21 protein-coding genes and 1 other RNA gene are annotated in these 26,138 nt (G+C 67.9%); 5 read left to right on the forward strand and 17 right to left on the reverse strand.

The window, feature by feature from the left end; translation table 11 throughout:
• Together ACJMKZ_RS12195 and ACJMKZ_RS12200 are read left to right on the forward strand one after the other, a co-directional pair.
• Window positions 1-3,216 carry an efflux RND transporter permease subunit gene (locus ACJMKZ_RS12195; RefSeq protein WP_405233483.1) on the forward strand — a complete coding sequence of 1,072 codons (3,216 nt, stop codon included), beginning with the start codon at window positions 1-3 and terminating at the stop codon, window positions 3,214-3,216.
• A gap of 16 nt (window positions 3,217-3,232) precedes the next feature.
• Window positions 3,233-6,292 (forward strand): efflux RND transporter permease subunit, encoded by a 3,060-nt coding sequence (locus tag ACJMKZ_RS12200; RefSeq protein WP_405233484.1) that lies wholly within the window; start codon window positions 3,233-3,235, stop codon window positions 6,290-6,292.
• A 14-nt stretch (window positions 6,293-6,306) separates the two neighbouring features.
• On the opposite strand, the gene ACJMKZ_RS12205 is transcribed toward ACJMKZ_RS12200, so the two are convergent.
• From ACJMKZ_RS12205 to ppsR, 3 genes are all read right to left on the reverse strand, one after another.
• A complete protein-coding gene (locus ACJMKZ_RS12205) occupies window positions 6,307-7,341 on the reverse strand; it encodes a hypothetical protein (RefSeq protein ID WP_405233485.1) in 1,035 nt (344 codons plus the stop codon).
• 157 nt (window positions 7,342-7,498) lie between these two features.
• On the reverse strand, window positions 7,499-7,966 hold the full coding sequence (locus ACJMKZ_RS12210) for a DUF1249 domain-containing protein (protein ID WP_405233486.1): 468 nt from the start codon (window positions 7,964-7,966) through the stop codon (window positions 7,499-7,501).
• 88 nt (window positions 7,967-8,054) lie between these two features.
• Complete coding sequence (gene ppsR, locus ACJMKZ_RS12215) at window positions 8,055-8,879, reverse strand: posphoenolpyruvate synthetase regulatory kinase/phosphorylase PpsR (RefSeq protein ID WP_405233487.1); 825 nt, start codon at window positions 8,877-8,879, stop codon at window positions 8,055-8,057.
• A gap of 68 nt (window positions 8,880-8,947) precedes the next feature.
• Here ppsR and ppsA point away from each other — a divergent pair, with 68 nt between their 5' ends.
• Window positions 8,948-11,311, forward strand: a complete 2,364-nt coding sequence (gene ppsA / locus ACJMKZ_RS12220) for a phosphoenolpyruvate synthase (RefSeq protein WP_405233488.1) — start codon at window positions 8,948-8,950, stop codon at window positions 11,309-11,311.
• 15 nt (window positions 11,312-11,326) lie between these two features.
• Here ppsA and ACJMKZ_RS12225 read toward each other — a convergent pair whose 3' ends face one another.
• The 3 genes from ACJMKZ_RS12225 to orn form a co-directional block, all read right to left on the reverse strand.
• A complete protein-coding gene (locus ACJMKZ_RS12225) occupies window positions 11,327-11,983 on the reverse strand; it encodes a TIGR04211 family SH3 domain-containing protein (RefSeq protein ID WP_405233489.1) in 657 nt (218 codons plus the stop codon).
• Between the two features lie 124 nt (window positions 11,984-12,107).
• Complete coding sequence (locus ACJMKZ_RS12230; RefSeq protein WP_405233490.1) at window positions 12,108-12,716, reverse strand: DUF938 domain-containing protein; 609 nt, start codon at window positions 12,714-12,716, stop codon at window positions 12,108-12,110.
• 6 nt (window positions 12,717-12,722) lie between these two features.
• The gene (gene orn / locus ACJMKZ_RS12235; protein WP_405233491.1) at window positions 12,723-13,304 is read right to left on the reverse strand and encodes an oligoribonuclease; all 582 of its coding nucleotides are present in this window, start codon (window positions 13,302-13,304) and stop codon (window positions 12,723-12,725) included.
• 80 nt (window positions 13,305-13,384) lie between these two features.
• Between orn and rsgA the strand changes: the two genes are divergently transcribed.
• Window positions 13,385-14,305 carry a ribosome small subunit-dependent GTPase A gene (gene rsgA, locus ACJMKZ_RS12240; RefSeq protein WP_405233492.1) on the forward strand — a complete coding sequence of 307 codons (921 nt, stop codon included), beginning with the start codon at window positions 13,385-13,387 and terminating at the stop codon, window positions 14,303-14,305.
• Between the two features lie 7 nt (window positions 14,306-14,312).
• Here rsgA and ACJMKZ_RS12245 read toward each other — a convergent pair whose 3' ends face one another.
• The 7 genes from ACJMKZ_RS12245 to ACJMKZ_RS12275 all read right to left on the reverse strand — a co-directional run bounded on the left by ACJMKZ_RS12245 (window position 14,313) and on the right by ACJMKZ_RS12275 (window position 19,253).
• Complete coding sequence (locus tag ACJMKZ_RS12245) at window positions 14,313-14,675, reverse strand: histidine triad nucleotide-binding protein (protein ID WP_405233493.1); 363 nt, start codon at window positions 14,673-14,675, stop codon at window positions 14,313-14,315.
• A gap of 44 nt (window positions 14,676-14,719) precedes the next feature.
• The gene (gene recR, locus ACJMKZ_RS12250) at window positions 14,720-15,322 is read right to left on the reverse strand and encodes a recombination mediator RecR (protein ID WP_405233494.1); all 603 of its coding nucleotides are present in this window, start codon (window positions 15,320-15,322) and stop codon (window positions 14,720-14,722) included.
• A 7-nt stretch (window positions 15,323-15,329) separates the two neighbouring features.
• Window positions 15,330-15,656 carry a YbaB/EbfC family nucleoid-associated protein gene (locus ACJMKZ_RS12255; protein WP_405233495.1) on the reverse strand — a complete coding sequence of 109 codons (327 nt, stop codon included), beginning with the start codon at window positions 15,654-15,656 and terminating at the stop codon, window positions 15,330-15,332.
• A 46-nt stretch (window positions 15,657-15,702) separates the two neighbouring features.
• The gene (gene dnaX / locus ACJMKZ_RS12260) at window positions 15,703-17,364 is read right to left on the reverse strand and encodes a DNA polymerase III subunit gamma/tau (protein WP_405233496.1); all 1,662 of its coding nucleotides are present in this window, start codon (window positions 17,362-17,364) and stop codon (window positions 15,703-15,705) included.
• A gap of 44 nt (window positions 17,365-17,408) precedes the next feature.
• Window positions 17,409-17,505: signal recognition particle sRNA small type (ffs, locus tag ACJMKZ_RS12265), an RNA gene on the reverse strand.
• A gap of 79 nt (window positions 17,506-17,584) precedes the next feature.
• On the reverse strand, window positions 17,585-17,917 hold the full coding sequence (gene hpf / locus ACJMKZ_RS12270) for a ribosome hibernation-promoting factor, HPF/YfiA family (protein WP_405222166.1): 333 nt from the start codon (window positions 17,915-17,917) through the stop codon (window positions 17,585-17,587).
• 73 nt (window positions 17,918-17,990) lie between these two features.
• On the reverse strand, window positions 17,991-19,253 hold the full coding sequence (locus ACJMKZ_RS12275; protein WP_405233497.1) for an EAL and HDOD domain-containing protein: 1,263 nt from the start codon (window positions 19,251-19,253) through the stop codon (window positions 17,991-17,993).
• Between the two features lie 113 nt (window positions 19,254-19,366).
• Here ACJMKZ_RS12275 and ACJMKZ_RS12280 point away from each other — a divergent pair, with 113 nt between their 5' ends.
• The gene (locus ACJMKZ_RS12280) at window positions 19,367-20,545 is read left to right on the forward strand and encodes a DsbA family protein (protein WP_405233498.1); all 1,179 of its coding nucleotides are present in this window, start codon (window positions 19,367-19,369) and stop codon (window positions 20,543-20,545) included.
• A gap of 88 nt (window positions 20,546-20,633) precedes the next feature.
• Here ACJMKZ_RS12280 and ACJMKZ_RS12285 read toward each other — a convergent pair whose 3' ends face one another.
• The 4 genes from ACJMKZ_RS12285 to ACJMKZ_RS12300 form a co-directional block, all read right to left on the reverse strand.
• Entirely contained in the window at window positions 20,634-21,908 is a 1,275-nt protein-coding gene (locus ACJMKZ_RS12285) for an MFS transporter (protein WP_405233499.1), read from the reverse strand.
• Window positions 21,909-22,093: 185 nt separating this feature from the next.
• On the reverse strand, window positions 22,094-24,151 hold the full coding sequence (locus ACJMKZ_RS12290; RefSeq protein ID WP_405233500.1) for an acetate--CoA ligase family protein: 2,058 nt from the start codon (window positions 24,149-24,151) through the stop codon (window positions 22,094-22,096).
• A gap of 13 nt (window positions 24,152-24,164) precedes the next feature.
• Window positions 24,165-24,950 carry a carnitinyl-CoA dehydratase gene (locus ACJMKZ_RS12295; protein WP_405233501.1) on the reverse strand — a complete coding sequence of 262 codons (786 nt, stop codon included), beginning with the start codon at window positions 24,948-24,950 and terminating at the stop codon, window positions 24,165-24,167.
• Between the two features lie 14 nt (window positions 24,951-24,964).
• A complete protein-coding gene (locus tag ACJMKZ_RS12300; RefSeq protein ID WP_405233502.1) occupies window positions 24,965-26,128 on the reverse strand; it encodes an acyl-CoA dehydrogenase family protein in 1,164 nt (387 codons plus the stop codon).
• Between the last annotated feature and the right edge of the window lie 10 nt (window positions 26,129-26,138).

The raw sequence follows: 26,138 nt of genomic DNA on the forward strand, positions 1-26,138 counted from the left end.
ATGTGGCTGGTGAACCGGGCCACCGAACGGCCGGTGACGGTGCTGATGTTCTTCGTCGCCGTCGCCCTGTTCGGGACGGTGTCTCTCAGCCGCCTGGACGTAAACCTCCTGCCCGATCTCTCCTACCCCACGCTCACCGTACGCACGGAGCTGGAGGGCGCCGCTCCCCAGGAGGTGGAGAACCTCCTCAGCAAGCCCATCGAGGAAGCGGTGGGCATCGTCAAGAACGTGCGCAAGGTACGCTCCCTGTCCCGCTCGGGCCAGTCCGACGTCACCATCGAGTTCATCTGGGGCACGGACATGAACCTCGCCAGCGTCGACGTGCGGGAGAAGCTGGACGTGCTGGCGCTGCCCCTGGAGGCCGACCGTCCGCTGCTGCTGCGCTTCGATCCGTCCAGCGACCCCATCATGCGGTTCGCCCTGCGCCGCGCCGGCGCCGAGGCGGCCAGCGCCGTCCTGTCGGCCGAGGAACTGAAACGCCTGCGGCGGCTCGCCGAAGACGAGCTGAAGCCTGCCCTGGAGAACGTGACGGGGGTGGCCGCGGTGAAGGTGAGCGGCGGCCTGGAGGAGGAGATAGAGATCCTCGTCGACCAGGAGCGCCTGGCCCAGCTGGACCTGTCCATCGACGAGGTGGCGGAACGCATCCGGGCCGAAAATACGAATCTTTCGGGCGGCAGTCTGGAACAGGGCAATCAGCGCTTCCTCGTCCGCACCATCAACGAATACCAGTCCGTCGAGGAGTTCGCGAGCACGGTAATCGCCACCCGCGAACGCCGGCCCGTCTACCTCGGCGATATCGCCGAGGTCACGCGGGGCTTCAAGGAACGGGAGGCCATCACCCGCGTCGACGGCGCCGAGGCGGTGGAGCTGGCCGTCTACAAGGAAGGCGACGGCAACACGGTGCAGATCGCCGGCCGCACGGCGGAACGCATGGACGCGCTCTCGGAGGGCCTGCCGGACGGCCTCGAGGTGGTGACCATCCAGGACCAGTCGGGCTTCATCCGCGCCGCCATCGACCAGGTCGTGAATGCCGCCCTGCTCGGCGGGCTGCTCGCGGTGCTGGTGCTCTACGGCTTCCTGCGCGACGCCCGGGCCACGGTGATCATCGGTCTGGCCATACCGGTTTCCGTGATCGGCACCTTCGCGCTGATGTATCTCTCGGGCCTCAGCCTGAACATCATGTCGCTCGGCGGCATTGCGCTCGCCGTGGGTCTGCTCGTTGACAACTCCATCGTCGTGCTCGAGAACATCGTGCGCAAGCGCGAGAGCGGTCTCGGCGTGCTAGCGGCGGCCCGGGAGGGCGCCGGCGAGGTTGCCACGGCCGTGACTGCCGCCACGCTCACCACGGTGGCCGTGTTCTTCCCCCTGGTCTTCGTCACCGGCATCGCCGGGCAGCTGTTCCGCGATCAGTCGCTGACCGTAACCTACGCCCTGCTCTTCTCCCTGCTGCTGGCGGTGGTGCTGATCCCGATGCTCGCCTCTTCCGGCGGTCGCCAGGGCTACGCAGAGGCGATGGACGCGCGCCCGCCCGGCCGGGTCGGACGCGCGCTGGGCCGGGCCGGACGTATCGCCGGCCGGCTCTGGCATTGGATCGCGGCTGGCATGCGGCTGTTTCTGACGCCGCTGGTGCTGTTCTTCAGCGGCTTCAACCGGGCCGCCGCGGTCCTCTACGAGCGGATGCTGCCGTGGGCCCTCACCCACCGGGCGATCGTCCTCGCGACCGCCGCTCTCATCTTCCTCGGCTCGGTCGCTCTGGTGCCGAGGCTCGGCACGGAACTCATCCCCCAGCTGTCCCAGGGCGAATTCTCCGTCAACCTCCGCCGTGCCCCGGGTACTCCGCTCACCGCCATCGACCAGGCACTGCTGACCGCCTGGCGGGCCGCCGCGGCGGTACCCGGCGTGGAGCGCACCTACTCCGTGGCCGGCAGCGGAAACCGCCTGGATGCGAGTCCGGTAGACGCCGGCGAACACACCGGCAGCCTCACCGTGCGCATGGCGGCCGACGCCGGACGCGATGGCGAGTCCCGTGCCATGGCCCGCATACGCGAGGACATAGCGACGCTGCCGGGCGTGCAATACGACTTCAGCCGGCCGGAGCTGCTGTCGCTGGCCACGCCGCTGGAGGTCGTGGTCACCGGCTTCGATCTCGCGCGCCTGCGCGCCGCAGCCGACCGCATCGCCGGCGCGCTGCGCGCCGACGGGCGCTACACCGACGTCCGCTCCAGCATCGAGGCGGGCAATCCGGAGGTCCAGATCGCCTTCGACCAGGAGCTGGCGGCCAAGCTCGGCCTCTCGGTCCGCGACGTGGCCGACCAGGTGGTGAACAGCGTCCGCGGCAATCTCGCCACGCGCTACAGCTGGCAGGACAAGAAGATCGACGTCATGGTGCGCAGCGTCGACCGCTCCGCGGCGTCGCTGAAAGACGTGGGCGCGCTCATCGTCAACCCGGCCAGCGAGCGTCCGGTGACCCTGGACGACGTCGCCACGATAGTGCTGGCCGAGGGACCCGCGGAGATCCGCCGTCTCGACCAGCAGCGCGCCGCCGTGATCTCCGCCAACGTCGCCCGCGGCGACCTGGGTGCCGCCGCCGAGGCCGCCGAACGCATCCTGGCCTCGCTGCCGCTCCCCGCCGGACTGACCACCGACATCGTCGGCCAGAGCGAGGAGATGGAGGATTCGCTGGCGTCCATGCGCTTCACCCTGCTGCTGGCCGTGTTCCTTGTCTATCTGGTGATGGCCTCCCAGTTCGAGTCGCTCCGCCACCCGTTCGTGATCCTGTTCACTATCCCGCTGGCCCTGGTCGGCGCGGTGCTGGCGTTGTATCTCACCGGCACCACGATCAACGTGGTGGCATTCATCGGCGTGATCATGCTGGCCGGCATCGTGGTGAACAACGCCATCGTGCTGATCGACCTCATCAACCAGCTGCGCCGCGCCGGCGTCGCGAAGACCGAAGCCATCCTGGAGGCGGGCCGCAGCCGCCTGCGGCCCATCCTGATGACGACGCTGACCACCGCCCTCGGCCTTCTGCCCATGGCGCTGGGTTTCGGCGAGGGCGCCGAGATTCGCGCGCCGATGGCCATCACGGTGATCGGCGGACTCACCACCTCGACCCTGCTCACCCTGCTGGTGATCCCCGTGGTCTATTCCCTGGTGGAGCGCGACGGGCGGCCCGAATCCGCCGAGGCGCCCGCCCCGTCGCCGCAACGAGCCTGACGCGCAGGGCCCGGGCATGCGCCACACCGAATTCTCACTGCGCCGGCCGGTCACCGTCACGATGATCTTCGCGGCGCTGGCCGGCATCGGCCTGATTTCCTCCCGGCTGCTCCCGCTCGAACAATTCCCGGATATCGAGTGGCCGGGCTTTTTCATCAATATCCCCTACGAGGGATCCACGCCCGAGGAAGTGGAGCGGCTGATTACCCGACCTGCCGAGGCCGCGCTGTCCACCCTCTCCGGCGTCAAGCGCATGAACTCGACTTCCCGGGCGGACGGCGCGCAGATCTGGATGGAATACGGCTTCAACTCCAACGCCGCCACGGAGGCCGTGGAGGCGCGGGTGAAGCTCGATGCCATCCGCGACGAACTGCCGCCCGATCTCAAGCGCATCATGGTCTACAGCGGCTCGCTGAACGACGAGCCCATCATGACGCTGCGCCTGTCGTCCGACCGGGACCTGTCCCAGGAATACCTGATGCTCGACCGCGTGCTGAAGCGGCGCATCGAGCGCATCGAGGGAGTCTCCAAGGTCGACCTGCAGGGCGTCGAGCCACCCGAGGTCAGAATCCTGCTCGACTCCGGCCGGGTCGCCGCCCACGGCATCAACCTGTACGAACTCTACGAACTGCTGCAGCGGAGCAACTTCTCGGTCAGCGCGGGCCGGCTGGAGAGCGGCGAGCAGCGCTGGACCCTGCGCTCGGACGGCGAATTGCGGAGCCTGGCAGAGATCGGCGACCTGATCATCGACGGCGGCAACCTGCGCCTGGCCGACATCGCCGAGATCCGGCTGGTGCCGGAGGAGCGGGACTACGGCCGCCACCTGGACGGCCGGGAAGCGGTAGGGCTCAGCGTCACCCGCGCCAGCGGCGCGAACATGGTGCAGGTGGCCGACCGGGTCAACGAGGAACTGGAGAAGATCGCAGAACTGCCGTCGATGCGGGGCATCCGCATCTTCAATATCGACAACAAGGCGGACAGCGTGCGCTCGTCCCTGACCGACCTGCTGCAGGCCGGGCTGATCGGCTCGCTGCTCGCCGTGCTCGTGCTGTATCTCTTCCTGCGCCAGGTCACGACCACGCTGATCGTCATGCTGGCAGTGCCGGTCTCGCTGGTGATCACGCTGGGTGTGATGTACTTCAGCGGCCTCACGCTGAACATACTCACGCTGATGGGCCTGATGCTCGCGGTGGGCATGCTGGTGGACAACTCCGTCGTGATCACAGAGAGCATATTCCGCTACCGGCAGGAGTACCCGGACGAGCCGCGGCGGGCCACGCTCGAGGGCGTGAACGAGGTGGGGCTCGCCGTCATCGCCAGCACGGCGACCTCGGTGTGCGTGTTCCTGCCGATCGTATTCGGCGAGCAGATCGACATCACCGTGTTCCTGTGGCACGTCGGCGTCACCATCTCGGTGGCCATCGTGCTCTCGCTGCTCGTCTCCCAGACCCTGATCCCGCTGCTCGCCAGCCGGGTGCCGGCACCGCCGCCGGCGAAATCGGGCAGCGCCATGGCCAACCTAACCGATCGCTACACCCGCGCGCTGGCCTGGACGCTGCGCCACCCCCGCTGGTCGGCGCTGGCCGCCGTGATCGTCCTCGCCTCGCCCGCCGCGCCCATCGGCCTCGGCATGCTGCAGACGGACATGTTCCCTCAGGAGCCGTCGCGGCGGCTGGAACTCATCTATCACATCGACGACATCTACCCGGTGGAGCGCGTGGAGATGGCGGTCAACCGCATGGAGGCGTTCCTGTTCGAGAACGCCGGGCGGCTCGACATCGAATCCGTCTACAGCTATTACGACACCGGTCGCGCCCAGTCGAGCATCCTGTTGACCGAAGACGATGCCATCACTGTCGACGCGCAGACGGTGATGGACACCATCCTGGAAGAGATGCCCGAACTGGTCATCGGCAGGCCCGACTTCCAGTGGCAGCAGCAGGGCGGCGGCCCGGGCTTCGGCATCACGCTCACGGGCGAGTCGACCGAACGGCTCGCGGAGCTCGCCGGCGAGGCCTGGCGTGTGCTCTCCACCGTGGAGGGCCTGGAGGGGCTCACGTCCGACCTGACCGCGGGACCCAGGGAGGTCCAGGTGGTGGTCGACCGGGAGCGCGCCGCGCGGGTGGGCCTCACCAGCCAGGCGGTCGGCCAGGCCGTCTCGGTGGCCATGCGGGGCCAGCCGCTGCGCGAGTTCCGGACGCCGGACGGCGAGATCGGCGTGCGGCTCGCCTTCCGCGAGGACGACCGCCAGACCATGGAACAACTGGCGAACCTGACCATCATGGCACCGTCGGGCGAGCGGGTCCTGCTGGGGACGGTGGCCGATCTGCACGAACGCACGGGGCCGCGCCAGATCCGCCGCACCGACCGCAAGACCTCGGTGAAGATCAGCGGGTCCATCGACACCGACAGCTCCATGTCCGAAGTGCGGCCGGTCGTGCAGCAGCTCATGGAGCAGATCGACTACCCGCCCGGCTACGGCTGGAGCTTCGGCGAGGGCGTCGACCGCAGCGACGAGACCCAGCAGCTGCTCATGCAGAACATCCTGCTCGGCGTCGCGCTCATCTTCATCGTCATGGCGGCCCTCTTCGAATCGGTGCTCTATCCGGTCTCGATCATGGTCTCGCTGATCTACTCGATCACCGGCGTCATCTGGTTCCTGGCCCTCACGGGCACCACCATGAGCTTCATGGCCATGATCGGCATCATGATCCTGATCGGCATCGTCGTGAACAACGGCATCGTGCTGGTGGACCACATCAACAATCTGCGCCGGGAAGGCATGGCGCGCGAGCAGGCGGTGCTGGAAGGCGCCCGAGACCGTCTGCGGCCCATCCTGATGACGGTGGCGACCACCATACTCGGTCTCCTGCCCCTGGCCATATCCACGACCAAGATCGGTGGCGACGGCCCGTCCTACTTCCCGATGGCACGGGCGATCATCGGCGGGCTGGCTTTCTCCACGGTGACTTCGCTGCTGCTGGTACCGCTGGTCTACGTGAGCCTGGACCGGGCCAGGAACTGGGTGGGACGCGTACGCGAGTACGCGCGGGCGGGTGCCTCGGCCGCCGCATGAGGCGGCGGGACGGATCAGGACAACAGCACGTCCGTGACGTGCCAGAACTCCTCCGCCAGCACGTTGATGTCGGGCTCGTTGATATCCGCCGACTCGCCGGGCGCCTCCAGTGACTCCGGCACCGGCACCGTGTCTGCCCGTCGCTCGTAACGGGCACGCTGGCTGAGGACCTGGGTGCGCCGGCGCACCTCGGCGGCGAATTCTCCGCCCCTCTCGGCTTCCTCCAGCGCCTTCAGGCGCGCGCTGAGCCGCGTGAGCAGCATGTCGCAATCACGCTCGCTGCCGTAATCGATGCTGCCGGGCGTGCGTTCCATGGCGGAACGCGCCATCTCCGTGAAACCGAATGCCGAGAAGTGCGCGTAGAGATACTCGGCCAGGGCGACCACCATGCAGTTGACCAGCCGCCGCCCCTGCACCGACAACCCCGGATAATCGGGCGGCGTCGCCTTCTGCAGCCGACCGTACTCCCGGGTGAGTTCATCCGCCGTGGCGCCGACCTCCTCGAGCTCGGCCTCGATCGGCCCCCGCTCGGCGCGGATCGACCGTCGCCGGAAGAAGTTCCAGAAGCCTGCCAGTGCCGCCGTACGCTCGTCGATGTCGCCGAGCGCCGCTTCCAGTTCCCGCCGCCGCGCCCGCGCCCGATCGAGGCGTCCCGCCGCCTCGCGGCGCAGCGCCGTCTGCTCCGCGGCCCAGGCCGCCAGCAGACGCTTTCGTTCACGCTCGGTGACCTGGGCTGCCATCTGGCCGGCGAACTTCGCCAGGCGTGCGTGGCAGCGTTTCCAGACGCCGCGGATCTGGTAGAAGACCACGGCCCGATTCGCCGCGGTGCGGTCGGCCAGCAGCTCCTCGAGCCCGTCGAGTTTCTGCTGCAGCCGGGCGTTGCGCCCCTCCTGCACCTTGAGCTGATCCAGCAGCTCGTAGCGCTCCTTGCGCAGCCGCGAGTATTCCTTCTTCAGCTCCGCACGGTTCCAGTACAGATGCAGGAGCTTGTCGTCGTCCTGCTCGACCTGCGCTTCCGGAGAACCGAAGAGTTGTGCCAGTGCTGCCATTGGCGGGCCCTTGACATAATCCGGACCCGCGTCGCCGTTCGGGAGCGGGGACCGTTCCGATAGGGCGCATGCTGGCACCATCCTGTGTGGGGTTCCATGACCGGATCGACACTTTCGGAGGCGGGCAGCGCCCCTCCGGGGAGCCGGGCGGCGGCGGTCAGTCCGTGTGGCGGTCCGCGGGGAACGCGTGGCCCCGATCGAGGCAGTATTCCAGCCACTTGTTCAGCATGACGTTGCGCGCCCAGCGGCTGTCGAGTTCGCGGCGGAATTCGCTGGCCAGGCGGCGGAACAGCTCGTGATGGTGCTGATCGGCGAGATGCATGGCCTCCGCCAGGCAGCCGTCGAAGTAAACCCGCACGGTGAGGTCGGGATCGGCGACGCTGCCGCCCGCCTCGTCGAAGCGGTAGGTCATGGCGAGCGTCGAGGTATAGGGTGTGCGTTCCAGCACGCTCAGATGCAGGTCGCAGTCGCCGCCGACCCGGGAGACGTGTCCGCCTTTCATGGCGCGCAGCGCCGGCGCCATGCGGAGCAGCCGCAGGTAGTTGCTCTCGTAGAGCGTCATCAGGCCGGCGAAGCTGCGCGGCCGCACGACCGTCTGCGGCAGTATGAGGCTGTCGGCAATCATTGGCGGAATATAGCACACGGCCGGCGGGCTTCTGCCGACCCTGAAAAGACCGTAAAAATCAAGGTTTACGTGTGGCGCAAGCCGTGATCTAGGGACGCGTGCGGCGCTCCAGTCCGGTGCTGTCGAGGATGCGGCTGGAGATCTCCTCGATGGAGAATTCGGTGGTGTCGATGTGGGGGATGTTGTAGCGGCGGAAGAGTTTCTCCGCCTCCCGCAGCTCGTAGCGCACCTGCTGTGCGCTGGAATACCGGCCGCGGGAGCGCCGCTCGCGGCGGATCTGCTGCAGCCGCGCGGGCGCGATGGTCAGCCCGAACAGCTTGCCCCGGTGCTTCAGCAACGTCCCGGGCAGCTCGCCGCTCTCGAACTCCTCCTCGGTGAGCGGGAAGTTGGCTGCGAACACCCCGTACTGGAGGGCGAGGTACAGACAGGTGGGTGTCTTGCCGGAGCGGGACACGCCGACCAGGATCACGTCGGCCTGCTCGTAGTTGCGCACCGTCGCGCCGTCATCGTTCGCGAGCGCGAAATTGGTCGCCTCGATACGCTTCATGTAGACATTGGGGTCGGATACGCCGTGGGCCATGCCCGCCGAGTGGGACGATTCCTGCTCCAGTTCCTCCTCCAGATCGCCGAGGAAGGCGTCGAAAATATCGAGATACAGTCCGTCCGAACCCTGTATGATTCTGCGCAGATCATCGTGTACGAGAGTGCTGAATACGATCGGCCGGATGCCGTCACGGCGGGCGGAATCGTTGATTTTTTTCAGCGCAGCCAGTGCCTTGTCATCATTGTCGATAAATGGCAAAGTCACCTGCCGGAAATCCTGGCTGTCGAATTGGGTGAGCAGGCTGTGGCCCAGTGTCTCGGCCGTGACACCGGTCTGGTCGGACAGAAAAAAGACGGTTCTTTGGCCCATGGTTCGATCTGCGACGCAAGCGTCGTTGGATTGTGCACGTTCGGGTCGATAACACAAGGGAGTCGACTTTGGAGCCTTATGTAGTTCCGCTCGAGGCATTGGGCATGGGCGACGTGGACCGGGTCGGCGGCAAGAACGCGTCCCTCGGAGAGATGATAGCCAACCTTGCCGCCGCCGGCGTCACCGTCCCCGGCGGCTTCGCCACCACCGCCCAGGCCTACCGGGACTTCCTCCGCCACGAAGGGCTCGCCGACCGCATCAACCAGCGCCTCGACACGCTCGACGTCGACGACATCAAGGACCTCACCGCCGCCGGTAGCGAAATCCGGCAGTGGATCATGGATACTCCCCTGCCGCCGCGGCTGCGCGAGGACATCACCGCGGCCTGGGAGGAGATGACCGGCGGCGAGGACATCGCCGTGGCGGTGCGCTCTTCGGCCACCGCCGAGGACCTGCCGGATGCCTCTTTCGCGGGCCAGCAGGAGACGTTCCTCAACGTGAAGGGCCTGGAGCGGCTCATCGAGGCCATCCACAAGGTCTTCGCCTCGCTGTTCAACGACCGGGCCATCGCCTACCGGGTGCACCACGGCTTCGACCATTCGCTGGTGGCCCTGTCGGCGGGCATCCAGCACATGGTACGCAGCGACGTCGGCACCTCCGGCGTGATGTTCACGCTGGACACCGAGTCCGGCTTCCGCGGCGCCGTTTTCATCACCGCCTCGTACGGACTCGGGGAGACCGTGGTGCAGGGTGCCGTCAACCCGGACGAGTTCTACGTCTACAAGAAGGCGCTGAAGGACGGCCACGACCCGATCCTGCGCCGCAGCCTCGGCAGCAAGGCCATCAAGATGGTCTACAGCGACAACCCCGCACCGGGGCATACCGTGGAGACGGTCGACGTCGACGAAGCCGAGTCGCAACGCTTCTGCCTGAGCGACGAGGACGTCATCGAGCTGGCGAAGCAGGCGATGACCATCGAGGAGCACTACGGCCGCCCGATGGACATCGAGTGGGGCAAAGACGGCGAGGACGGCAGGATCTACATCCTGCAGGCGCGCCCGGAGACGGTGCAGAGCCGCAGCGGGCGCACCCTGCAGCGCTTCTCCCTGAAGACCCGGTCGGAGGTGCTCAGCCGCGGGCGCAGCATCGGCCAGAAGATCGGCATCGGCCCCGCCAAGGTCATCCGCAGCATCGAGGAGATGACCCGCGTGCAGAACGGCGACGTGCTGATCGCCGACATGACCGACCCGGACTGGGAGCCGGTCATGAAGCGCGCGGCGGCCATCGTCACCAACCGGGGCGGGCGCACCTGCCATGCCGCCATCATCGCCCGGGAACTGGGCATACCGGCCGTGGTCGGCTGCGGCGACGCCACGGAGCAGATCGCCGACGGCCGCGAGGTCACGGTCTCCTGCGCCGAGGGCGACGAGGGCTACGTCTACGACGGCAAGCTCGAATACGAGAAGAAGAAGATCGAGCTCGACTCCCTACCGGACATCCCGGTGAAGATCATGATGAACGTCGGCAATCCGGACCGGGCGTTCGACTTCGCCGGCATCCCGAATCACGGCGTCGGCCTGGCGCGCCTGGAGTTCATCATCAACCGCATGATCGGCGTCCATCCGCGGGCGCTGCTCGAGTTCGACAAGCTGGACGCCGATACCCGCGAGGCGGTGGAGGAACAGATGGCCGGCTACGGCGAGCCGGTGGAGTTCTTCGTGGCGAAGCTGGCCGAGGGCATCGCCACGATCGCCGCCGCCTTCGATCCGCGTCCGGTCATCGTGCGCCTGTCCGACTTCAAGACCAACGAATACGCCAACCTCATCGGCGGGGAGCGTTACGAGCCCCACGAGGAGAACCCGATGCTCGGGTTCCGGGGCGCCGCCCGCTACGTGGACGCGGAATACCAGCCCTGCTTCGAGCTGGAATGCCGCGCGCTCAAACGGGTACGCAACGAGATGGGCCTGACCAACGTCCAGATCATGGTGCCGTTCGTGCGCACCGTGGATCAGGGCCGCGAGGTGGTGGAACTGCTGGCGAAGAACGGCCTGGCCCGGGGCGAGAACGGCCTGAAGGTCATCATGATGTCGGAGCTGCCCACCAACGCGCTGCTGGCCGACCGCTACCTGGAGCATTTCGACGGCATGTCCATCGGCTCCAACGACATGACCCAGCTCACCCTCGGCCTGGACCGCGACTCCGCCCTCGTGGCCGACGTCTTCGACGAGCGGGACGACGCCGTGAAGGCTCTGCTGGCCATGACCATCGAGGCCTGCCGCCGTCAGGACAAGTATGTGGGCATCTGCGGGCAGGGGCCGTCGGACCATCCGGACCTCGCCCACTGGCTCCTCGATCAGGGCATCGAGAGCATGTCCCTCAACCCGGACACGGTGATCGAGACCTGGCTGTTTCTGGCCGGCGAGAAGGTCTGAAGCCGGCCATACTCCTCAGAAGCTGTCGCTCCAGCGCGAGCGCTTCCGCCAGCGGATCCTGGGCACGATGATGCCCACCAGCACCCCGGCCAGCAGCACCGCGGCACCGGCGATGAACCAGTCCCGGTTGCGCCGGCTGGCGAGTTCCCCGTTCTCCTGCTGCAGGGCGGCGATCTGCACCTCCGCCGTGGAGAGCTGCTCACGGAGCGCGTTGTTCTCCGCATTGATGCCGAGCACGTTGGAGGCCGTCCGCCGGATCTCCGCGAGCTCCGCCTCGAGCTGCTTGTTCTCCGCCTCGAGCGTCCGGATGCGGGCCTCGGCCTCCTGCTTGGCCCGGGTGAGGTCGTCCAGCTGCGCGCCCAGGTCGCCGCTCTGATTGCGGATCGTCTCCAGCCGCTGACGCATGGCGGCAAGCTGGTCCCGCGCCGCGGGTTCCGCCATCAGATAGCGGCTGATCACCCAGCCTTCGGTCCCGCCCAGCGTACGAACGCGCGTGTAGCCGCTCTCCGGATCCTGCTCCAGCATCTCGAGCTGGGTGCCGCTCTCCAGCATGCGGATGATCTGGTTGGCCGTGCTCGGCCCCGTCCTGAGCGTGATCTCGAACTCGTCGGAGACGTAGCGGGTCTGCGCCGCGGCGCTCTGTGCGAGCATCGCGAGCAGCAACGCCGCCAAGAAAGGCATCTTGTTAAGGAGTGTATTCAAGTTCCTGAAACCCAAGTCGAATTGCCCCCGATCGGGAGCATCAGGACCGACTATAAAGCAAGCCCGGACGCGGTGCCAGCCATCCCGCAGCCGTTCAGATGCCCGCCGCCCGGCGCCAGACCACAAGCAGATTATTGGCGGGCATCGCATATTCGGCCGCCCGTTCCAGCCCGTGGCGTGCGGCCTCGGCGTCCACGTCGTCGAGATCCCGGATGCCCATCGCGGGGTCCCTGCCGCGCAGCTGCCGGTGGAAGCGCCGGTTGCTCTCGCTGGTATGGCAGCCGCCCCGTGAGAACGGGCCGTAGATCAGCAGCAGGCCGTCCGGCCGCAGAACGCGGGCGGCGCCCGCCAGCATGGCGCAGACCGCCGGCCAGCTCATGATATGGGCCGTGTTGGCGGCGTAGACGGCATCGAAAGGGCCGTCCGGCCAGTCGTCATGCAAGACGTCCAGGGCCACGGGCGCCGGCAGCGGCGGTGCGCCGGGCGTCTGCAGGCCGGCGGCGAGCGACGGCAGGTTGGGCGCCAGGTCGCTGGCCTGCCATCGCACCTGCGGCAGTTCGGCGGCGAAACAGCGAGCATGCTGACCGGTGCCGGCGCCGATCTCCAGCACCCGGCAGCCGGGTCCGACGTGGCGTCGCAATACCGAGAGGATCGGCCGGCGGTTACGCTCGGCCGCCGGAGAGAACGGAGGTTCGACGGTCACGCAGTGTCAGCCGGTCTGCATCGCCGCCACGGAGAACAGGTGCTCCCGGTAATGACGCAGTTCGGCGATGGAGTCGCGGATGTCGTCCAGGGCGCGATGGCTGGACTCCTTCTGGAAGCCGGCGGCGATCGGCGGCGCCCACAGGCTGGCCAGGATCTTCAGGGTGCTCACGTCCAGATTGCGGTAATGGAAGAACGCCTCCAGCTCGGGCATGCAGCGGGCGAGGAAACGCCGGTCCTGGCAGATGCTGTTGCCGCACATCGGCGAGGTGCCCGCCCCGACGTGCTGACGCAGGAAGGCGAGCGTCGCCTGCTCGGCCTGAGCCTCCGTGACCCGGCTCTCGGCGACCCGCTGCGTGAGCCCGGAGCCGCCGTGCTGGGTTCGGTTCCATTCGTCCATGCGGGCCATCACCTCGTCGGGCTGGTGGATGGCCAGCACCGGACCTTCCGCGATCTCGTTGAGGTCCGCGTCCGTGACTATGGTGGCGATCTCGATGATCTGGTCGTTCACCGTATCGAGGCCGGTCATCTCCAGGTCGATCCAGATCAGATTGCCCCGGCCCTTCCCTGCCGTTCTCTCGTCCGTCATACGCGTCGCCGTGCCGCAAAACTGCCGGCAGTGTAGCAGAGGGGCGCACGCGGCCGGACCGCACGCCCTATACTTCGGCCATGACGAAGAAGCGCGCCAGCGACGCCTCGACACTCCCCGTCCTCACCGTCACCGCGGCCCGCGGCCACCGGCTGGAACTGGAATCCGCCGACGCCCGGCGGCTGCCCGCCCGCGCGAAGGGCAAACGGCTCCGGGTGGTGTGCGGGGATCGGGTGGAGGCGGCGCCGATCGCGGGCGAGCCGGACTGGCTGGTCACCGCCGTCGCGCCACGGGACAACGTGCTGGCCCGCATCGACAGCCGCGGGCGGCCCGAGACGCTGGCCGCGAATCTCGACCAGCTGGTGGTGACCGCCGCGGTGCTGCCGGAACCCGACTTCTTCATCGTGGACCGCTATCTCTGTGCCGCCGAACTGATGGGCATCGAGGCCGCCGTCGTCTTCAACAAGACCGACATGGATCACACCGAGCCCCCGGAGCTGGCCGTCTACGAGGCGCTGGACTACCCCGTGCTGAGGGTTTCAGCCGAGGCCGGCGTCGGCATCGGCGCGCTCACCGACCTGCTGGCCGGGCACGTCAGCATGCTGGTGGGCCAGTCCGGCGTCGGCAAGTCCTCCCTCATCAACGCCGTCGTCCCCGGCGCCGAACAGCGTATCGCCGAAGTATCGCAGGCGCGGCGTGAGGGCCGTCACACGACGGTGGCCGCGGAGATGATCACGCTGCCCCGCGGCGGACGCCTGATCGACTCTCCCGGCGTAAGGGACTTCGCCCCGCACATCGCGGCGGACGTGGACGTGGGCGCCGGCTTCCGGGAGATCCGGGCCGCCGCGGCCGGATGCCGGTTCAACGATTGCCTGCACCGCGCCGAGCCCGGCTGCGCCGTGCTCGCTGCCGTGGAAGCCGACGCCATCAGCGAGCGGCGCTACACGAGCTATCGGCGGCTCCTGAATCTCACCCGCCAGTTGCGCCGGGACGACTACTGAGCGGCGTTCAGCCCGGCGGCCAGCCGAGCTTGCGTCCGGCAAGCAGGTGCAGATGGATATGGAAGACGCTCTGGCCGGCGCCCTCGTTGCAGTTCATGACCACCCGGTAACCGTCGTCGGCATGGCCCTCCTCGGCCGCCACGGACTTCGCGGCACCGAAGAGTTCGCCCACCAGCGCATGGTGCGCCGGGTCGATGTCGTTGATGGTCGGGATATGCTCCCGCGGGATGAACAGGACGTGGGTGGGCGCCTGGGGGTTGATGTCCCGGAAGCCGATGACGGTGTCGGATTCGTAGACCGGCTCGGCCGGGATCTCGCCGGCCGCGATCTTGCAGAACAGGCAGTCCGGGTCTCTCTTGTCGTCGCTCATCTCGACCTCCTCGTTCTCTCGCCGGGTCCCGGCGGCCTCCCGGCTCAGGCGCCGATGGCGCGCCGGCCCGCGAAGGCATGGGAAAGGGTGCCCCCGTCCACGTATTCCAGCTCGCCGCCGATGGGCACGCCGTGGGCGATGCGGCTGGCGCCGATGCCGCGGCGCGCCGCGAGCTCGGCCAGGTAATGCGCCGTGGCATCGCCCTCCACCGTGGGGTTGGTGGCGATGATGACCTCCTCCACGTCACCCTCCTCGAGCAGGGATTCGAGGCGGCCCAGACCCAGCTCCTCCGGGCCGATGCCGTCCAGCGGCGACAGGTGTCCCAGCAGCACGAAATACCGCCCCCGGTAGCCGGTATGGTCTTCTATGGCCATAACGTCGGCCGGCATCTCGACGATGCACAGCTGGCTCGCGTCCCGGGAAGCGTCCCGGCACACCGGGCAGACCGGCTCCTCGGAGAACATGCGGCAGCGCTCGCACTTGCCGATACCGGCCACCGCCTCCGCCAGGGCCGTGGACAGCCGCCCGGCGCCGTCCGGGTCGCGCTCCAGCAGATGGAAAGCCATGCGCTGGGCCGACTTCTGCCCCACACCGGGCAGACAGCGTAGCGTCTCTATGAGCTGGACGAGCAGCGGCGAATACACCATGGGCGGATCAGCCGAAAGGCAGCTTCATCCCCGGCGGCAGGCCCATTCCCGAGGTGAGACCGGACATCTTGTCCCGGGTCGTCTCCTCCACCCGCCGGATGGCATCGTTCATGGCCGCGGCGACGAGGTCCTCGAGCATCTCCCGGTCGTCGCCGATCAGCTCGTCGTCGATCGCCACACGGCGCACCTCGTGCCGGCAATTCATGGTGACCTTCACCATGCCAGCACCGGACTCGCCGGTGACCTCGATGCTGGCCAGCTCCTCCTGAGCCTGCTGCATCTTCTCCTGCATCTGCTGGGCCTGCTTCATCAGCTGGCCGAGTCCACCCTTCATTCGTGCTGCCTCCGCTTTTGTCCGTCTTGTGTCCGTCTTGTGTCCGTCAGTCCTGGTCTTTCAGCCGCACCGTGTCGGGCTGCAGCTCCGCGCCGAACATGTCCTGGAGTATGCGCACGTTCGGATCTTCTTCCAGCCCCTTTTTCGCGGCCTCCAGGCGCTCGGCCTCCAGGCGCCGCTCCCGCTGCACCGGCGTCTCTTCGGCGCCGCCCACACGGATGCTCACCTTGAGCGGCTCGCCGAAGTACTCGGCCATGGCCCTCTCGAGCGTCCGCCGCCGGGGCTCGGTGAGCAAAGTCTCGCTGCGCTCGTCCAGCTGCAGCTGCACCCCGTTGCCCTCCCGGGCCAGGAACGCGCAGTTGGCCGCCAGCAGGCGCACGGAACCGGATATCTCGAGCTGGCCGGCCAGGCGGTGCCAGTCCGGCTCCGACCAGAATCCGGCGTGGCGGGGCCCCTGCTCGGGCGTCTTACCCGCCGGCCTTTTCGCCGTCGCCGCGGACGGCTTGCCGCGCTTCCGGTCCTGCGTCGGGGCGGCCGCCGCCGGCTCGCCCGACACGCTCTTCGCCGGCGAGAGCGAGCGGGCCCGGGCAGCGGGCCGGTCGCCGCCCGACGCCTGGCCGGCCGCACCGGCGGGCCGGAAGGCGAGCATCCGCAGGAGCGTCATCTCGAATCCGGCACGGGGGTCCGGCGCCAAGGGCAGATCCCGCCGACCGGTGATGGCGACCTGATAGTAGAGCTGTACGTCGTCCGGCGTGAAGCGCCCGGCATAAGCCGCGACCATCGCCTCGTCGGCCTCCTCGAGATCCGTCGCGCCCACCAGCTGGTAGACCGCGATACGCTGCAGGGCCGCCGCGATCTCGTCCAGCAGCCGCGCATAATCCGGGAACTGCTCGTCGATGGCGGCCACCGTGGCGAGCAGCCCCGAGCCGTCGACGGCGGCCAGGGAATCGAGCAGGCCCGTCACGTGCTGGCGGTCGACCGTGCCCAGCATCGCGCGGGTCTCGTCCTCGCGCACGGCCCCGCCGCCGTAGGCGATGGCCTGGTCGAGCAGGCTGAGGGAGTCGCGCACACTGCCCTCCGCCGCCCGGGCGATCAGCGCCAGCGCCTCCGGCTCCGCCTCCGCCTGCTCGGCCTCGCAGATCCGGGTCAGGTGCTCGCCGATCATCTGCGGCGTGAGGCGCTTCAGGTTGAACTGCAGGCAGCGCGACAGCACCGTCACCGGGAGCTTCTGGGGGTCCGTCGTCGCCAGCAGGAACTTCACGTGCGGCGGCGGCTCCTCCAGCGTCTTCAGCAACGCGTTGAAGGAATGCATGGAGAGCATGTGCACCTCGTCGATGAGATACACCTTGTAGCGGCCCCGTGCCGGGGCGTACTGGACGTTGTCCAGCAGGTCGCGGGTATCGTCGACTTTGGTGCGGGAGGCCGCGTCCACCTCGATCAGATCGACGAAGCGGCCCTCGTCGATCTCGCGGCAGGCGCTGCATTCGCCGCAGGGATCCGGCCCCACGCCCTGCTCGCAGTTCAGCGCTTTCGCCAGAATGCGAGCGATCGTGGTCTTGCCCACGCCGCGGGTGCCTGCGAACAGGTAGGCATGGTGCAGGCGGCCGCTCGCCAGCGCGTTGGTCAGCGCCTGCAGCACGTGCTGCTGACCGACCATGTCGCCGAAGGCACGGGGACGCCATTTGCGCGCTAGGACGAGGTAGCTCATTGGTCGGGCCTGAGGGCCCTCCTACAGACAGAGAATGAAGAGGCCCGCGCCAGCTCGTCCCCGGCACCCGGTGTCACCGCTGCCGCTGCTCCCTTCCGGGCCTGACGGGGTTCACGGCTGACCGTCGCGGGGCAACCGACGCGGACCAGCCGTCATTATCTCAGTGATCCGGCGCGGATTCATCCCCCGTCGGCGAGCGCGCCCTCGCGGCGGCCGGCTCTCAGCCGGTGGCGGAAGCCTTCTCCTTCCAGGCCTTGAGCTGGCGCTCCATGGCATCGAAGGCGTCGCGCACGGCCACGTAGACGTCCTCGTGGGCGTGACGGTCGCCGGGCCGGTTGCTCACGGCCAGCTCCGTCCCCGGCACGCGCACCTCGAGGCGCACCTCGTACACGTTGCCCTGGCGCTGGTTGCGCTGCACGGCGTGCACGTAGACATGACAGCTGGTGATGCGGTCGTAAAATTTCTCGAGCTTGGCCGCGCGTTCCCTGACGGCCTGTTCCACCGCTTCCGAGCGGTCCATGTCGTGGAAGTGGATCTCCGGTGGTGTCTGCACTGCTGCGCTCCTTTCGTCACAGGAAGTCTCTGCTGACAGCGTAACAGAGTCCCATCGCACCCGATTTCCTTCGTCAGTCGGCGCGGCCCACGTCGGCGGCCCAGCCCATGGCATCGACCTGCAGCCGCGCCAGCACTTCAATATCGAGCCCGCCGCAGTGCTCGATCAGGCGCGCCACCTCGGCAGGCTCGTCACGCTCCAGAGCCTCGGTCAGCGAGAGGAGAAGCCCCAGGTCGCCGCTGCGCCACAGCAATGCGTCGCGCACGTCCTCCTGCAGCGGCAACGGCGCCAGGATATCGGCCAGCGGCGCGCCGATCAGCGTGTCCAGGAGGGACAGGATGCCCGTCATGAACGCCCGGTCCGCATACGCGGGATCGGCGGATACGCGTGCGGACATCAGCTCCATGAGCCGTCCCCGGGCGGCTGCCAGGGTGAGCAGAGGACTCGGAAAGTCGGCGTTGCCGTCCTGGGCGAACAGCATCACCTGGAGCCAGCGCTGCAGCCGGCGACGCCCCAGGATCACCAGCGCATGGGACAGGCTGTCGACCCTGTGGCGCAATCCCATGCCCGCAGAGTTCACCAGCCGGATCAGCTTGTAGCCGAGTTCCGGCAGGTGCTTCACGGTCTCTTCGATATCCGCGATATCGGTATCACCCAGGGTCTGTTGCAGGAGGCGGATCAGATTCTGGCGCGACGGATCCGCCGCGCGCCCTTCGAGCAGCACCGGGCGGGCGAAGAAGAAACCCTGGAACAGGTCGAACCCGAGCCGCCTGCATTGCGCCGCCCGGTCGGGCGTGTCCACCTTCTCGGCCAGCAGCTGCATGCCGGGACGCTGCACGGCCCGGACGATGTCACCCAGATCCTCGGTACGTACCTCGTGCACGTCCACCTTGATGACGTCCACCAGCGGCAGGATCGACTCGTGGGAGTCGTCCAGGCACGTGACATCATCCAGGGCGAAGCGAAAGCCCTGTCGCCTGAGCTCGGTGCAGCGCCGCACGAGCTCGGGCGTGATCTCGACGCTCTCCAGTATCTCCAGCATGATGCGTTCCGGCGGCAGCGCTTCCGGCAGCTCCGAGTAAAGGCTCTCGGCATCGAAATTGATATAGCCGCGGCAGGCGCCGAGGACGGCCTGGAGACCGAGCTCCGAGAACGCCTGGGTGACCACGCGGGCGGTGGCCAGCTGATGACCGGGGAAAGGCTCGCCGCCCGGCGACCGGAACAGGAGCTCGTAGGCGACGGTGTTGCCACTGCGGTCCAGGATGGGCTGGCGGCCGAGGACGAAAGGCGTAGCCTGAGCGTCCGCGGCGACGTCTGTTGCGGGAGTCGCTGACATGCCGCGCAGTCTAACGGCGCGCCTCACCGGCCTGTCGGACCCGGTTCACAGATTGGTCGCGACCACGCCGTTCAACTACCATCCCGATGGAAGACCCACGGGGGAGCCAGCGAATGTCACTGAAGACGGCGATCGTCTCGCGCCTGACCGAATCCTTCCTCGGCGAGGCGCGCCTCCGGAGGTTGCGAAGAAAAGCAGAGTCGCGCCGGCGCAAGGAAGGGCGCCCCCATGTCGTGGAGTTTTTCCATCAGCCGGACGACCCCCATTCGCGCCTGCTCGTGCAGGCGCTGCCCGCTTTCGTCGAGCGCTACGATACAGAACTGAGAATCTGGCTCGTCGGCCCACCGCCGGACTGGGCGGCGCCGGAGCGGGAGCGGCTGGAGGATTGGTCCCGCGTCGATGCCGCCCGGCTCGCGGCCCGCACCGGGCTGGATCCCGATGCGCAGGGCCCGGCGGTGCGGGAACTGATCGCCGGCGCACAACCCGGCGGCGACACGCGGCGCGAGCAGCTCGGCCACTACCTCGGCGCCACGCTGCACTACGAAGGCGAGTGGTACTGGGGCCTGGACCGGCTGCACTACCTGGAGTCGCGGCTCGCCGATCTGGGGGCGCGCCGCACCGGCGCGCCGGGCGAACCCCTGTTTGCGCCGCCGGCCGTGCCCTCCGCCGCGGCAGCTCCGCCCGCCTCCGGACAACCGCCGGACATCCACTGGTTCCTGTCCTTTCGCAGTCCGTATACCTACATCGCCGCAGAACGGGTCAGGGCCCTTGCCGACGCCTGCGGCGCCCGGCTGCAGCTCCGTTACGTGCTGCCGATGCGCATGCGCGGCCTGCCGGTGCCGAAGATGAAGAGCCGCTACATAGTGACCGACGTGGCCCGGGAAGCCCGCCGGCTCGGCATCCCTTTCGGCCGCATCGCCGACCCCCTCGGCGAACCGGTGGAGCGCGGTTACTCCCTGCTGCCCTGGGCCATCGGGGAGGGGCGCGGCTACGAGTACTGCCTCGCGTTCATGCGCGGCGTGTGGTCCCGGGGCATCGATGCGGGCAGCGACCGTGGACTCGCGCGGATCGTCACGGAAGCGGGCCTGGACTGGCAGCAGGCGAGCCGCCACCTCGGCAGCGACGACTGGCGCGCGGTCGCCGAGACCAACCGGGAGGAACTGTTCCGGCTCGGCCTCTGGGGCGTGCCCAGCTTCCGCGTCGGCGACGCAGGAATCTGGGGCCAGGACCGCCTCTGGGCCGTCGAGGACGAAGTGCTCCGTCAGTTCGATGCAGGGACCGGAGGCGGCTGACGGTCTCCCACTTTATGGCACCCGGGCGGAATTGATCCGCCCCGCGTCAACCGGGCACACCCACCGATAGGGCTCTGGCCGCTCTCTCCTAGCCGTCTTTGGCGGTTTCCGTGCCGTACCTGAACGGCTCGCCCTCCGCATCCTGCAGCTGTTGATCGAAGGCCGCCTGCAGGCCGGTATCCTGCTCCTCGGCTTCCTCGTCCGGCTCGGGCTCGATGTAGCCCGGGTAAAACGGCGACAGGATCGCCACGGTTATGCCGATTGCCGACAGCAGGGCAAACGCATCGGCATAACCGACATCGGCCACCAGGGCGCCGACCACGGGCGAGCCGGCGGCCTGTCCGAGCGCGACGGCGATGAACGGCAGCACCGGCCCCATCGCCAGCCGACCCGGCAACAGGCGGATGCCGGTCATCAGGTACAGGCCCGTGAGACTCATGTAGGCCAGGCCGAAGACCAGCGCCGAGAACGTCGCGAGCACCACGCTGCCGGGACTGGCGGCGAGCAACGCGAGGCTCGCCGACAGCATCATCAGCATCAATGCGTGGGTGATCGGCGGATTGTTGCGGTCTGCCAGATCGGCGACCACGGCCCCGCCGAGGCCCGCCAGGCCGACCGCGAGCCACAGCCATCCGGCTGCGCCGGGCGGCAGCGCGCCGAGGGTGACCACCAGGTCGGGCGCGAATATCCAGTACGCCGACGCGATGAATCCCATGACGAATGCAAACAGGGAGAGTTCGAACAGGCGGGACCACTGCAGATTGCTGATGGGCGGAGGCGGCGCGGCGTTGGACGGCACGATGGGCGATGCCGCGGGGATGAAGCGCCACGCGGCCACGACGCCTGCGGCGGCGAGGAAGGCGAAGGAGGCGTAGGCAAAACGCCAGGCCCCGGCCATGAACAGCACGGCCGGCACGGCCACCGCCACGCCGACACTGGTGCCGGCGTTCATGACCGCGCTGACCCGCCCGTGCTGCCTGCGCCTGACCACCGCCCGCATGGCGGCGGTGAGCGCCGGCATCATCAGCCCCGTGCAGATGCCGCAGGCGAACACACCGACGCCGAGCGAGACCGGACCGGACGCCAGGCTGATCAGCGTCAGTCCGCCGACGCCGAACAGACCCGACAGCACTGCGGTATGGCGGGCCCCGAGACGGTTGGCGATGAAAGGCGCGACGAGCGTGGCCAGCAGGAAACTGATCAGCGGCAGCGCGCCGATGATGCCGATCACGTAGGGCGTGAGCGACAGTTCGGCGCGGATCGGAGGAACGAACAGCCCGAAGGCGAAGCGCGCCAGGCCGAAACTGATCGCGACCAGGGCCGCTCCCAGGAGCGCGAACCGTGTGCTCGAACGCATACTCATGATGCCTCCGCGTGGCGGGCACCGGGTACCCCCGGCGGTTCCTGTTTCCGGCGCAGCGCGCTCCGAGCGTACTTCTTCGCCGTCTCCATGGCCACCACAACTCTATCGGTGGGGATCCGCTACAGCAATATCAGCACCGGCATCGCGAGGTGGCCCCTGCCGGCGCGCACACCGACGGCCGGGTTCTACCGGCTTTCGATCATCCGAATCAGGCCATCGGCGGCGACCGCCCCTGTGGGCGTGACGATCAGCGGGTTGACGTCCAGCTCATGGATCCGGTCTGCGTTGGCGACGGCATAGGCTGCCAGCTTGTCTGCGGCATCGATCACCGCGTCGAGATCGCCGGGGGTCCCACCGCGATACCCGGCGATGAGCGCAGCAACCTTCAGGCGGCCAATCGCCGCGACAATCTCATCCCGAGTCACCGGCAGCAGGAGCGAGACAGTGTCCTGCAACAGTTCCACGTTGACCCCGCCGCTACCGATCAGCATGGTCAAACCGAAGCCCGAGTCCTGGCTGAAGCCGACAATCAGCTCGGCGATGGCCGGACCGACCATCTCCTCGACCAGAAGGCGATCGAAGCGCTCCGCCAGCCCTTCCGCGGCGTCCAGGAGCTCCGCGTCGGTCTCGATGCCGACGACGACGGCACCGGCCTCGCTCTTGTGCGCCAGCCCCTCGGCGATACCCTTGAGGACCACCGGGTAGCCGATTCCCGCCGCAACGTCGGCAACTTCGCACGGGATACAGACTCGGCCTTCAGGCACCGGAATACCGGCCGCAGCGAACTCCTGCTTGCTCTGCCACTCGTCGAGCAGGACGGACTCGCCGCTGCGTGACCGGGTTGCAGCCACGGGCAAGACCCGGGTCAGCGCACGTCGTGCCGCGCCGACGTCCGCCGCCGCGCGAATCGCGAACAGGCAGTCCTCTATGCCCTGCATCGGCGTCAGACCGGCACCTTTGAGGCGCTCGCGGATCGTGTCGGACATCGTCTCCGGCAATGACGAGACGATGACGGCGCGGCAGCCGGTCGCTTCGACCGCCACCTGCAACGCCCGCTCGGCGACCTGCCAGCTGGCGTCGTCGTTGTCCTCGCCGGGCGGGTAATCGAGGACCAGCAGCGAGCAGGCGTAATCGTTCCCGAGAACCTCGGTAAAGCAGCGGGTCAGCTTGTCGATGTCGCCCCAGACGTAGAGGTGATAATCCAGCGGATTCGAAACGCTGACGTTCGGCCCGAGCAGCTCCTGCAGGCGTTTGGCACTCTCACGGGAGAACGGCGGCGTCGCGAGGCCGAGCCGTTCGGCGTTGTCGGCGACGATCGTCGCGTCTCCGCCCGAGCAGCTCAGGGATGCGACCGTCGCGTCGTGCAGCGGCCCGCCCTGGGAGAGGAACTTCATCGTCTCCAGGAATCGGGACAGCGTATCGCAGCGGGCGATACCCAGCCGGGTGAACAGCGCCGTGTAGAGCTCGTCGGAGCCGGCGAGTGAACCCGTATGGCTCATCGTGATCTCCGCCCCCCGGGCGGAACGGCCGGCCTTGTAGACGATGATCGGCACCCCCTTCTCGAGGGCGCGTATCGCCGCCCTGGAGAAGGCCGGGACATCGCTCAGCCCCTCGATATGCAGGCCGATGGCCGTGACGCGCTCGTCGTCGAGCAGGGCATCGATGTAGTCGTGCATGCCGAGCGCGCTGCTGTTGCCGACCGAAATGACGTAGGAGAAATCGATCCCGCGGCGCTGCATCGTCAGGTTCATGGCGATATTGCCGCTCTGCGCGATCAGAGCAACGCCCCGCTCACAACGGCGGCCACCGTACTGGTCCGGCCACAGCGCGACGCCGTCCAGATAATTGAGGTAGCCGTGGCAGTTCGGCCCGATGATCGCCATATCGCCGGCCGCGCCTCTGAGCTCCCGCTGCAGGTCGGCTCCGAGCGCGCCGGTTTCGGCGAAGCCCGCCGCGAAACAGACGGCCCCCGGGGCTCCCGCGGCAGCGAGGTCCCGGATGATGTCGAGGGTGGCCTCCGGTGGCGCGGCAACGAAGGACGCGTCGGGCACACCCGGGAGGTCAGCCACGCTCGGCACGCAGGCGATGCCCGCGAGCTCCTCCCGTCGGGGGTTCAATGCCCACAGCTCGCCGGTGTAACTGATCTTGCGGCACTGGCGGACGACCTCCGCCGCGCTGTCGCCGCCGATGACGGCCACCGACCGGGGACTCAGCAGCCGCTTGAGCGCCTCCGCCTTACGCACGGATGCCCGGCACCTAGCGGCCCTTCCAGACCGGGTCGCGCTTCTCGGCGAATGCGCGGGCCCCTTCGAGCTGATCCTCGCTGGAATAGAGCGTCTTCACGGTCGGGAACTCGCTGTTGATGATCTTGCGCAACGCATCGTGGAACTTCATGTTCTCTGCTTCACGCACCACTTCCTTGATCGCCGCGTAGACCAGCGGCGGTCCGGACTCGATCACCCGGGCCACCTCCCAGGCACGCTCCATCAGCTTGTCGGCCGCCACTACCTCGTTGACGAAGCCCCAGCGGTGCGCCTCCTCGGCATCCAGCCAGCGCCCGGTCAGCAGCATCTCCATCGCGATGTGATACGGGATGCGCTTCGGCAGCTTGATGGAAGCCGCGTCGGCCACGGTACCCGAACGAATCTCCGGCAACGCAAACGTCGCATGGTCGGCGGCGATGATGATATCCGCGCAGAGCATGATCTCGAGGCCACCGCCGCAGCAGATGCCATTGACCGCCGCGATCACCGGCTTGTTGAAATGCTCGAGCTCCTGCATACCGCCGAAACCGCCGATGCCGTACTCGCCGTCGGCTTCTTCGCCGGAGGCGGCGGCCTTCAGGTCCCAGCCCGCGGAGAAGAACTTCTCTCCACCGCCCGAAATGATGGCCACCCGGAGGTCGGGACTGTCGCGGAAATCCGCAAAGATCTCCCCCATCGCGACGCTGGTCGCGCGATCGATGGCGTTTGCTTTCGGCCGGTCGACGATGACTTCGAGTACCCCGCCATCGATCCGAGTCCTGACGTCCTCTTTGCTCATGTTCACGCCCCCCCTTATTTCTCGAGTGGCCGCAGCAGCGCGCGGCTGATGATGTGACGCTGGATCTCGGAGGTGCCCTCCCAGATGCGCTCCAGGCGCGCATCCCGCCAGATGCGTTCCAGCGGCAGTTCTTCCATCAGGCCCATGCCGCCGTGGATCTGTATCGCTTCGTCGGCGACGAATGCCAGCATCTCGGTGGCTTTCAGCTTCGCCATGGCCATATCGGCATCGCTCACCGTGCCCTGATCGTATTTCCAGCCCGCCTCCAGGATCATCAGCTCGGCCGCCTTCATCTCGGTTGCCATGTCGGCAAGCTTGAACGAGACCCCCTGGAATTTGCCGATCGGCTGCCCGAACTGCTCGCGCTCGGCGGCGTACGCCACCGAGTGAGCGAAGGCCCGGTCCGCCCGGCCCAGGCAGGTCGCACCCACCTGCAGCCGGGTCGCACCGAGCCAGTCGTTCGCTACCTGGAAGCCCTCGTGCACCTCGCCCAGCACGTTCCCGGCCGGGATGCGGCAGTCGTCGAACTCCAGGATGGCGTTGGTGTAACCGCGGTGGGAGACGTTGCGATAGCCGTCGCGTACGGTGAAACCGGGCGTACCCTTGTCGACGAAGAAGGCCGTGATCAACGCGCGCTTGCCACGCGGGCTGTCTTCCTCGCCCGTCTTCATGAAAACGATGGAGAACGTCGCGATGTCGGCGTGGGAGATGAAGTGCTTGGTCCCGTTCAGGATCCAGTCGTCGCCGTCGCGCTTTGCCGTGGCCTTCATGCCGCGCAGGTCGGAGCCCGCGCCGGGCTCCGTCATCGCGAGACAGTCCCACGTCTCCCCCGCGACACAGGGTTTCAGATATTTCTCCCGTTGCTCGGGCGTGCCGGCGCAGAGGATGTTCGACGGCCGCGCCACGGACGTCCAGTGCAGCGCGTAATTCGCGCGGCCGAGTTCCTTCTCGTAGAGCAGCCAGGTCAGCGTGTCGAGGCCGGCACCGCCGAACTCCTCGGGGATGTTCGCGGCATAGAGACCCGTCTCGATGGCTTTCTGCTGGATTTCCCGGACGACATCCATATCGAGATGTCCGGTGCGCTCTATCTCCGCCTCGTGCGGATAGAGTTCGTTTTCGACGAACGCCCGCGTCGTATCGACGATCAGGTGCTGTTCTTCGGTCAGTTCGAAGTTCATTTCATCAAGT

Source organism: Lentisalinibacter salinarum (genome assembly GCF_040706555.1).
In the GTDB taxonomy this organism is placed as follows: domain Bacteria; phylum Pseudomonadota; class Gammaproteobacteria; order Steroidobacterales; family Woeseiaceae; genus Lentisalinibacter; species Lentisalinibacter salinarum.

What these genes read in the sequence shown, in the direction of transcription:
- ACJMKZ_RS12285 (WP_405233499.1), bottom strand. Translation starts at nt 21,908, where the DNA reads ATGAGTATGCGTTCGAGCACACGGTTCGCGCTCCTGGGAGCGGCCCTG.
- ACJMKZ_RS12255 (WP_405233495.1), bottom strand. Translation starts at nt 15,656, where the DNA reads ATGAAGGGTGGACTCGGCCAGCTGATGAAGCAGGCCCAGCAGATGCAG.
- ACJMKZ_RS12200 (WP_405233484.1), top strand. Translation starts at nt 3,233, where the DNA reads ATGCGCCACACCGAATTCTCACTGCGCCGGCCGGTCACCGTCACGATG.
- ACJMKZ_RS12205 (WP_405233485.1), bottom strand. Translation starts at nt 7,341, where the DNA reads ATGGCAGCACTGGCACAACTCTTCGGTTCTCCGGAAGCGCAGGTCGAG.
- rsgA (WP_405233492.1), top strand. Translation starts at nt 13,385, where the DNA reads ATGACGAAGAAGCGCGCCAGCGACGCCTCGACACTCCCCGTCCTCACC.
- dnaX (WP_405233496.1), bottom strand. Translation starts at nt 17,364, where the DNA reads ATGAGCTACCTCGTCCTAGCGCGCAAATGGCGTCCCCGTGCCTTCGGC.
- ACJMKZ_RS12295 (WP_405233501.1), bottom strand. Translation starts at nt 24,950, where the DNA reads ATGAGCAAAGAGGACGTCAGGACTCGGATCGATGGCGGGGTACTCGAA.
- ACJMKZ_RS12245 (WP_405233493.1), bottom strand. Translation starts at nt 14,675, where the DNA reads ATGAGCGACGACAAGAGAGACCCGGACTGCCTGTTCTGCAAGATCGCG.
- ACJMKZ_RS12300 (WP_405233502.1), bottom strand. Translation starts at nt 26,128, where the DNA reads ATGAACTTCGAACTGACCGAAGAACAGCACCTGATCGTCGATACGACG.
- ACJMKZ_RS12275 (WP_405233497.1), bottom strand. Translation starts at nt 19,253, where the DNA reads ATGTCAGCGACTCCCGCAACAGACGTCGCCGCGGACGCTCAGGCTACG.
- ppsR (WP_405233487.1), bottom strand. Translation starts at nt 8,879, where the DNA reads ATGGGCCAAAGAACCGTCTTTTTTCTGTCCGACCAGACCGGTGTCACG.
- ACJMKZ_RS12210 (WP_405233486.1), bottom strand. Translation starts at nt 7,966, where the DNA reads ATGATTGCCGACAGCCTCATACTGCCGCAGACGGTCGTGCGGCCGCGC.
- ACJMKZ_RS12280 (WP_405233498.1), top strand. Translation starts at nt 19,367, where the DNA reads ATGTCACTGAAGACGGCGATCGTCTCGCGCCTGACCGAATCCTTCCTC.
- ACJMKZ_RS12195 (WP_405233483.1), top strand. Translation starts at nt 1, where the DNA reads ATGTGGCTGGTGAACCGGGCCACCGAACGGCCGGTGACGGTGCTGATG.
- recR (WP_405233494.1), bottom strand. Translation starts at nt 15,322, where the DNA reads ATGGTGTATTCGCCGCTGCTCGTCCAGCTCATAGAGACGCTACGCTGT.
- orn (WP_405233491.1), bottom strand. Translation starts at nt 13,304, where the DNA reads ATGACGGACGAGAGAACGGCAGGGAAGGGCCGGGGCAATCTGATCTGG.